Genomic DNA, 7,159 nt, shown 5'->3' on the forward strand with positions numbered 1-7,159 from the left:
TTCGCCGATCGCATCGGCAAGGGTCTGCGCAGCGCGCCGCGTGATGCGATGCTCGTGCACAGCGTCGCCGCGGACCAGCGTGGGCTCGCGTTCGGCCTGCATCGGGCGATGGACAACGCTGGTGCGGTAGTCGGGCCGCTCGCCGCCGCCGCGCTGCTCGCGCTCGGCATGCCGTTGCGTCACGTCTTGTTCGCGGCGATCGTGCCCGCGCTGATCGTGCTGCTGCTGACGCTCGCGATCGAGGAGCCGCAGATCGAGCGTATGCCGAATCCGCCACGTTTCAGTTGGAGCCTGCGCGAATTTCCGCCGCGCTTTCGTCGTTATCTGATCGTGCTCGCGCTGTTCATGCTTGGCAATTCGTCGAACATGTTCCTGCTGCTGCGCGCGAAGCAACTGGGTCTCGGCGATGCGCAGGTGCCGATGATCTGGGCGCTGGTTTCGTTCGTCGCGGCGGTCTTGTCGACGCCGCTGTCCGGGCTGTCGGACCGCTTCGATCGGCGCAAGCTCATCGTCGGTGGCTGGACGATTTACGCGGCACTGTACATGGCCTTCGGCCTGATGCCGGCGATGATGTGGCTGCTGTGGCCGATGTTCGCCGCGTACGGCGTCTTCCTTGCCGCGACCGAAGGCGTGGAGAAGGCGCTCGTCGCCGACATGGTGCCCAGGACCCAGGCCGGCACCGCGTTCGGCTGGTACAACCTCGTCGTCGGCCTCGCGCTGCTGCCCGCATCGCTGCTGTTCGGCTGGCTCTGGTCGGAGGCTTCGCCGCCGGCTGCGTTCGCATTCGGTTCTGCCTGCGCGCTCGCCGCGGCGATGCTGCTGCGCTTCTGGGTCGGCGCGTCGGTGGATGCTGCATGAGGGCTTGCGGCGCCGCCTCGCCCGGCGTAGCGTCGCGGCTTCATCGACAAGGGGAGGCTGACATGCGTTACGTGATTGCGGGATTGCTCGGCGCCATCGTGATTTTCCTCTGGGGATTCGTCGCGCATATGCTACTGCCGATTGGCGAAATGGGCATGCGCAAGCCGATGAACGAGGATGCCGTGCTGCAGGCGGCCGCAACGGCATTGCCGCAACAAGGCATCTACCTGCTGCCGCACATCGATCCGGAAAAGATGGGCGACAAGGCCACGGTCGATGCGTGGGAAGCCAAGGCGGGGCAGAACCGCTTCGTGTTTGTCGCGGTCGGGCCGACGATCGCCCATCCGACGGATATGAGTGGCAACCTGATCAAGCAGTTCATCGGCAGCTACCTCGCCGCGCTGATCGTCGCCATCGTGCTGGCCGCGACGAGCTGGGGCTTCGGCACGCGCGTGCTCGGTAGCCTCGGTTTCGGCATGTTCGGCTGGTTGACCAATACCGTGCCGCTGTGGAACTGGTACCGCTTCCCGGACGATTTCAATGTCGGTGGCCTGATCGAACAGGGCGTGGGCTGGCTCTTGGCGGGCCTTGTCATCGCCTGGTGGCTCGGACGCAGCAAATAAGCGTTGCATTGCGGCAAAATCGAGGGCGCGGGATAATCCGCGCCCTTTTGCTGCTTGCGAATTCACGCCATGCTCGATCCTGCCTTGCTGCGCGGCCAGCTCGATACCGTCGCCGAACGCCTCGCCACGCGCGGCTACGAGTTGCCGAAGTCGCAGATCGAAGCGCTCGAAGCGTCGCGCAAGGCTGTGCAGGTGCAGACGCAGGAGTTGCAGAACAAGCGCAACTCCTCATCGAAGGCGATTGGCATGGCCAAGGCCAAGGGCGAAGACACGACGGCGCTGATGGCCGAAGTCGCCGGCATCGGCGATCAGCTCAAGGCGAACGAAGCACAACTTGCCGAAGTGCAGGCGGAACTCGCGAAGATCACGCTTGGCATTCCGAATCTGCCCGATGCCTCGGTGCCGGTCGGCAAGGACGAGACGGAAAACGTCGAGCTGAAAAAATGGGGCACGCCGCGCACGTTCGATTTCGCGGTTAAAGATCACGTCGATCTCGGCGCGCGCCACGGCTGGCTCGACGGCGATGCGGGCGCGAAGCTTTCCGGTGCGCGTTTCACCGTGCTGCGTGGCGACCTCGCGCGCCTGCATCGTGCACTCGCGCAGTTCATGCTCGATCTGCACGCGGGCGAGCACGGCTATCTTGAATGCAACGTGCCGCTGCTGGTCAAACCGGAAACGATGCAGGGCACCGGGCAGTTGCCGAAGTTCGCCGAGGACCTGTTTCTGGTGGAAGGCGAGCCGAAACGCTATCTGATTCCGACCGCTGAGGTGTCGTTGACCAACATCGTCGCCGACGAAATCGTTGATGCGGACAAATTGCCGTTGCGCATGACGGCTCACTCTCAGTGCTTCCGCGCCGAAGCGGGTTCGGCCGGCCGCGACACGCGCGGCTATATCCGCCAGCATCAGTTCGAGAAGGTGGAACTCGTGACGATTGCGGCGCCCGCGCAGAGTGCGGAAGAGCACGAGCGCATGACGCGCTGTGCCGAAGTCGTGCTCGAAAAACTCGAACTGCCGTACCGCAAGGTGCTGCTGTGCACCGGAGACATGGGGTTCTCGGCGACCAAGACCTACGATCTCGAAGTCTGGCTGCCTTCGCAGAGCACCTATCGCGAGATTTCGTCCTGCTCGAACTGCGGCGATTTCCAGGCGCGGCGCATGCAGGCGCGCTGGCGCAATCCCCAAGGAGAAAAAAGCGGCGGCAAACCCGAGCTCGTGCATACGCTCAACGGCTCGGGCGTGGCGGTAGGCCGCGCGCTCGTCGCGGTGATGGAGAACTATCAGAACGCCGACGGTTCGATCACGGTGCCTGAGGTGCTGCGGCCTTACATGCGCGGCAAGGCGGTCATCGCTTAAGCGGCGACGCGCGCTTCGGCGGCAGAGGTTGTGCCGAACACTTTGAACCGCGCCGCATCATCCATGAATGCCTTCTCGCCAAACGGCTTCTCGTTCGAACCGAACGGCATCTGCGCGCGCAGCTTCCACGAAGCGGGGATGTTCCAGCGTGCGGCGACTTCCGCGTCGACCAGCGGGTTGTAGTGCTGCAGGCTGGCGCCGACGTCGGCGTCGGAAAGTGCAGTCCACACGGCGAACTGGGCCATGCCGCTGGCCTGCTCCGACCAGACCGGGAAGTTGTCCGCGTAGAGCGCGAACTTCTCCTGCAGGCCCTTGACCACGTCCTGGTCCTCGTAGAACAGCACGGTACCGGCGCCGGCGGCGAAGCTGTCGATCTTGGTCTTGGTCGGCGCGAACGCCTCGGCCGGGACGATCTTGCGCAGGGCCGCCTCGGCGATGCTCCAGAATTCGCGGCTCTCATCGCCATACAGAATCACGGCGCGCGAACTCTGCGAATTGAACGAGGACGGTGCGAGGCGAATCGCGGCCTCGATCAGCGCCGTGGTTTCCTGCTCGGAAATCGGCAGGGCGGTGCCGAGTGCATACTGGGTGCGGCGCTTCTCGATCGACTGGATCAGCGGATTGTTCATGGCTTTCTCCGGATTTCTTTGGAAGGCATCGGTCCGGTCGGGATGGCGCGGGTGGGCGATGCGACGGAGAAAATGTAATACTGCACACCAAAGATGATAAGCTGGCTAAAAACAGCTACAGCGTTCCGTTTTCAGAACGATAGGGATGTGACATGCAGGATCTGAATGATCTCTACTACTTCTCGATCGTTGTCGAGAAAGGTGGGTTCGCCGCGGCCGGGCGCGCTCTCGACATCCCCAAGTCGCGGCTGAGCCGGCGCATCGCGCAGCTCGAGGACCGACTCGGCGTGCGCCTGCTGCAGCGTTCGACACGGCGCTTCGCCGTCACCGACGCGGGCCAGCGCTTCTACCATCACTGCCAGACAGTGATCGCCGAGGCGCAGGCCGCCGAGGACGCCGTCGCCCAGCTCACGACCGAGCCGCGCGGCATCGTGCGCGTGAGTTGCCCGGTGTCGATCACGCAGAACGTGATGACCGGAATCCTGCCCGAGTTCTGCGAAAAGTATCCGCAGGTTCGCATCCTGCTGATGTCGACTAACCGGCGCATCGACCTGATCAACGAAGGTGTCGACATCGCGATCCGCGTGCGCTTCAAGCTCGACACCGATGCCGACCTCGTGCTGCGCACGTTCGGGCGCAGTTCCTCGTTCCTGGTCGCCAGTCCCGGCTACCTGCGCGAGAAGGGCCGGCCGCAGCATCCGCAGGACCTGACCAAATACGACACGATCAGCATCTCCGAATTGGAAAACCAGTCTTGGGAGTTCTCCAAGGACGACGGCACGAGTTTCCGCCTCGATCATTCTCCGCGCGTGATGTGCGGCGACTTCCCGCTCGTGCTTGCGTCGGCTGCGCGCGGGCTTGGCGTGGCGCTGTTGCCTGAAAGCGTGTGCACGCGCGCGGTAGCGGCCGGCGAGCTGGAAGTTGTGCTGCCCGAGTGGAGCCCGCCTGAGGGCATCGTCCACTGCGTGTTTCCGTCGCGTCGCGGACTGCTGCCGGCGGTGCGCGCGTTGATCGACTGGTTGGCGGAGAAGATGCCGTTGGCGACGGAGTCGCAGGTGCCGGGGATTTGATCCCGTATAATCTGCCTCGCACCGGAGAGATGGCCGAGCGGTTTAAGGCAGCAGTCTTGACTGCGAAGGCAGGATGCCGGAGCGAACATCGGCGCAGCCGATGGCCCGAAGGGCGGAGGGCGGGACGCCCGGAGTCAAACTGGCGTCGCCGGTCCGGCCCGAAGTTCAACAATTTCAATCGCGGAGAGATGGCCGAGCGGTTTAAGGCACCGGTCTTGAAAACCGGCGTAGTAGCGATACTACCGTGGGTTCGAATCCCACTCTCTCCGCCAGTTTCGCTAAAAGCGCGTGGCACGGAATGACCGCTGAAAAAGTCGATGAGAACAACCTGATCTGGATTGATCTGGAAATGACCGGACTCGATACGGACCGGGACTCCATTCTCGAAATCGCTACAATAATTACCGATAAATCATTGAATGTACTTGAGGAAGGGCCGGAGTTCGCCCTTCGCCATCCGCTTGCTCAACTGGAGGCGATGGACGACTGGAATCGCGACCAGCACGGCAAGTCGGGCTTGTGGCAGCGCGTGCTCGATTCGGACGTCGATATCGCTCGCGCTGAGGCGCTGACGATGGATTTCCTTACGCGCTGGGTGCCTGCGGGCAAATCGCCGATGTGCGGCAATTCGATCTGCCAGGACCGCCGCTTCCTGCATCGCCTGATGCCGCGGCTGGAGCGGTTCTTCCACTACCGCAATCTCGACGTGTCGACGGTCAAGGAACTCGCGCGGCGCTGGGCGCCAGAACTCGCGCGCGGATTCACGAAGGAATCGCAGCACACGGCGCTGTCGGATGTCCGCGATTCGATCGCCGAGTTGCGTTACTACCGACAATTCATGGGCGAACTTGCCGGGAAAACGGAGTGAATCGTTTTGATTCGCGCAATGTGCTGTTGTAACTTTGCGCTGCGGCCCGTATCATGCGCGCCCTTCGATTCGAATCGAATCAAAAGTCACCGGAGAGGTGGCAGAGTGGTCGATTGTACCTGACTCGAAATCAGGCGTGCGTTCATAGCGCACCGTGGGTTCGAATCCCACCCTCTCCGCCAGAAAAACAAAATGGCCCCTTCGTGGGCCGTTTTGTTTTTCTGATGGTGAGCGATGGGTGGACGAACCCACTCGGTTCGACAAATTCGCCGGGAGCGAATTTGGACAGCCGCAGGCTGGCCCGTAGCGCGCAGCGCGCGCGGAGGGCGAGTCTCAGGATAAGACGAGCAATCCCACCCCAGCCGGGAACAAAAAAAGACCCGCGCAGGCCGTTTTGCTTTTCTGACCCGTAGTTTTTCGCGCCCAGCGCCTGAGCAAAGCAACCCACCACTCAAGTCAACACATCCCCCTTCGGCTCAATCGGCTCCGGCAACTCCGACTCCCCCAGCATCTCGCGCAGATTGATTTCGATCGTGCGGCTCAAGGCATCAAGCGGCAGGTCGTTGGGCAGCAGATCGAAGGGATCCTCGATCTGCGTGCCGATCGCATCAAGCCCGAAGAAGGTGTAGGCGAGGATGCCGACCGCAATCGGCGTGAACCATCCGAGCGAACTGATCAGGCAGAACGGCAGGATGAAGCAGTAGATGTGGACGGTGCGGTGCAGGAGCAGGATGTAGGCGAACGGGATCGGCGTGTTGCGGATGCGCTCGCAACTGCCGAGCACGCGCGAGAACTGGTTGACCTGCTGGTCCATCGCGCACAACAGCATGCTGTCGATGCCGCTGTCACGCGCGCTGCGTACGTAGTCCTCGCCGAGAACCGTGAGCACGGCATTGGGACGATTCGACGCGGTCTGCACGCGCGAGTACGCGGCCGGCTGCAGCCAGGCTCGCAGATCCTCGTCCGCGTCGGTGCCGCGCAGGTGATGGCGCAGCGCCTGGACGAACGCGATGATGGCGTAAACCAACTGCCGGCGCTGCGGTTGCGGCAGACCGGGCATGAAGTTGAGCGTCTGCCGCGCGAGGTCGCGGCTCGCGATGACGAGATCGCCCCACAGCGCGCGGCCGTCCCACCAGCGCTGGTAGGCGACGGTGTTGCGAAAGCCGAGGAAGATCGCCAAGGTCAGGCCGAGCAGGGTCAGGTAGGCGGGATTCGGGCTGAATTGGAGCGCGAAGCCCCAGTGCTCGGCGATCACGATCGCGATCGACAGCAGCACCGTGTACAGGACTTGCGGCCAGATCACCGGGATGATCGATCCGCGCAACGCGAACAGCAGCGTAACGATGGACTGCGAGTCTTTCGGGCGCACGATCATGGCGAACTATCGTATTCCGGCCCGTCGACTGCGTCGAGCGGCCAAGCAGCGCTTGCGCGCAACCGAGGCAATTCGCCGCATGCCGGAATGTTGACGCGATTCCTTGCCTTGTCGACACTGCCATAAGCGCAAATTCGCTGCCGACATCTGCTTGTCGGTTACGCCGGACAAGCAATCCCATCAACGCGATCGCGAGGTTGGTCATGGCTGGAAAAGAGATTCCGGGCATTCGTCCATACAAGGCTCCGGCCGGCGGCTGGGGCGCGCTCAAGGCGACGGCAAAGGCCGTCCAGGAACAGATGAGCGCACCCGAAGCGGTCGTCACGCTGTTTCGCACCAACAAGCCTTACGCGCTGCACAGCCAGGCTCCGGAGGGATTC

General features: G+C 63.0%; 7 protein-coding genes and 2 tRNA genes. 7 read left to right on the top strand and 2 right to left on the bottom strand.

The window, feature by feature from the left end:
- The 3 genes from VF497_RS11565 to serS all read left to right on the top strand — a co-directional run.
- Positions 1-858: MFS transporter (locus tag VF497_RS11565; protein ID WP_330888829.1), on the top strand; the 858-nt coding region annotated here is incomplete at its 5' end.
- Between the two features lie 62 nt (positions 859-920).
- Positions 921-1,481, top strand: coding sequence for a hypothetical protein (locus tag VF497_RS11570; RefSeq protein ID WP_330888832.1), 561 nt, complete (start codon positions 921-923; stop codon positions 1,479-1,481).
- 69 nt (positions 1,482-1,550) lie between these two features.
- Positions 1,551-2,837, top strand: a complete 1,287-nt coding sequence (gene serS, locus VF497_RS11575) for a serine--tRNA ligase (RefSeq protein ID WP_330888834.1) — start codon at positions 1,551-1,553, stop codon at positions 2,835-2,837.
- On the opposite strand, the gene VF497_RS11580 is transcribed toward serS, so the two are convergent.
- A complete protein-coding gene (locus VF497_RS11580; protein ID WP_330888836.1) occupies positions 2,834-3,466 on the bottom strand; it encodes a nitroreductase family protein in 633 nt (210 codons plus the stop codon). The two genes, serS and VF497_RS11580, sit on opposite strands and share 4 nt — an antisense overlap.
- Positions 3,467-3,618: 152 nt before the next feature.
- Here VF497_RS11580 and VF497_RS11585 point away from each other — a divergent pair, with 152 nt between their 5' ends.
- The 4 genes from VF497_RS11585 to VF497_RS11600 all read left to right on the top strand — a co-directional run bounded on the left by VF497_RS11585 (position 3,619) and on the right by VF497_RS11600 (position 5,586).
- Positions 3,619-4,536 carry a LysR substrate-binding domain-containing protein gene (locus VF497_RS11585; protein ID WP_330888838.1) on the top strand — a complete coding sequence of 306 codons (918 nt, stop codon included), beginning with the start codon at positions 3,619-3,621 and terminating at the stop codon, positions 4,534-4,536.
- A gap of 182 nt (positions 4,537-4,718) precedes the next feature.
- A tRNA-Ser gene (locus VF497_RS11590) sits at positions 4,719-4,808 on the top strand.
- Between the two features lie 26 nt (positions 4,809-4,834).
- Positions 4,835-5,404 carry an oligoribonuclease gene (gene orn / locus VF497_RS11595; RefSeq protein ID WP_330888842.1) on the top strand — a complete coding sequence of 190 codons (570 nt, stop codon included), beginning with the start codon at positions 4,835-4,837 and terminating at the stop codon, positions 5,402-5,404.
- Positions 5,405-5,495: 91 nt separating this feature from the next.
- Positions 5,496-5,586 (top strand) — tRNA-Ser (locus tag VF497_RS11600).
- Between the two features lie 269 nt (positions 5,587-5,855).
- Here VF497_RS11600 and VF497_RS11605 read toward each other — a convergent pair.
- On the bottom strand, positions 5,856-6,779 hold the full coding sequence (locus VF497_RS11605; RefSeq protein ID WP_330888840.1) for a bestrophin family protein: 924 nt from the start codon (positions 6,777-6,779) through the stop codon (positions 5,856-5,858).
- Positions 6,780-7,159 lie beyond the last annotated feature (380 nt).

The sequence above is a fragment of the Rudaea sp. genome (assembly GCF_036383415.1).
In the GTDB taxonomy this organism is placed as follows: domain Bacteria; phylum Pseudomonadota; class Gammaproteobacteria; order Xanthomonadales; family Rhodanobacteraceae; genus Rudaea.

What these genes read in the sequence shown, in the direction of transcription:
- VF497_RS11585 (WP_330888838.1), top strand. Translation starts at nt 3,619, where the DNA reads ATGCAGGATCTGAATGATCTCTACTACTTCTCGATCGTTGTCGAGAAA.
- VF497_RS11580 (WP_330888836.1), bottom strand. Translation starts at nt 3,466, where the DNA reads ATGAACAATCCGCTGATCCAGTCGATCGAGAAGCGCCGCACCCAGTAT.
- orn (WP_330888842.1), top strand. Translation starts at nt 4,835, where the DNA reads ATGACCGCTGAAAAAGTCGATGAGAACAACCTGATCTGGATTGATCTG.
- VF497_RS11570 (WP_330888832.1), top strand. Translation starts at nt 921, where the DNA reads ATGCGTTACGTGATTGCGGGATTGCTCGGCGCCATCGTGATTTTCCTC.
- serS (WP_330888834.1), top strand. Translation starts at nt 1,551, where the DNA reads ATGCTCGATCCTGCCTTGCTGCGCGGCCAGCTCGATACCGTCGCCGAA.
- VF497_RS11605 (WP_330888840.1), bottom strand. Translation starts at nt 6,779, where the DNA reads ATGATCGTGCGCCCGAAAGACTCGCAGTCCATCGTTACGCTGCTGTTC.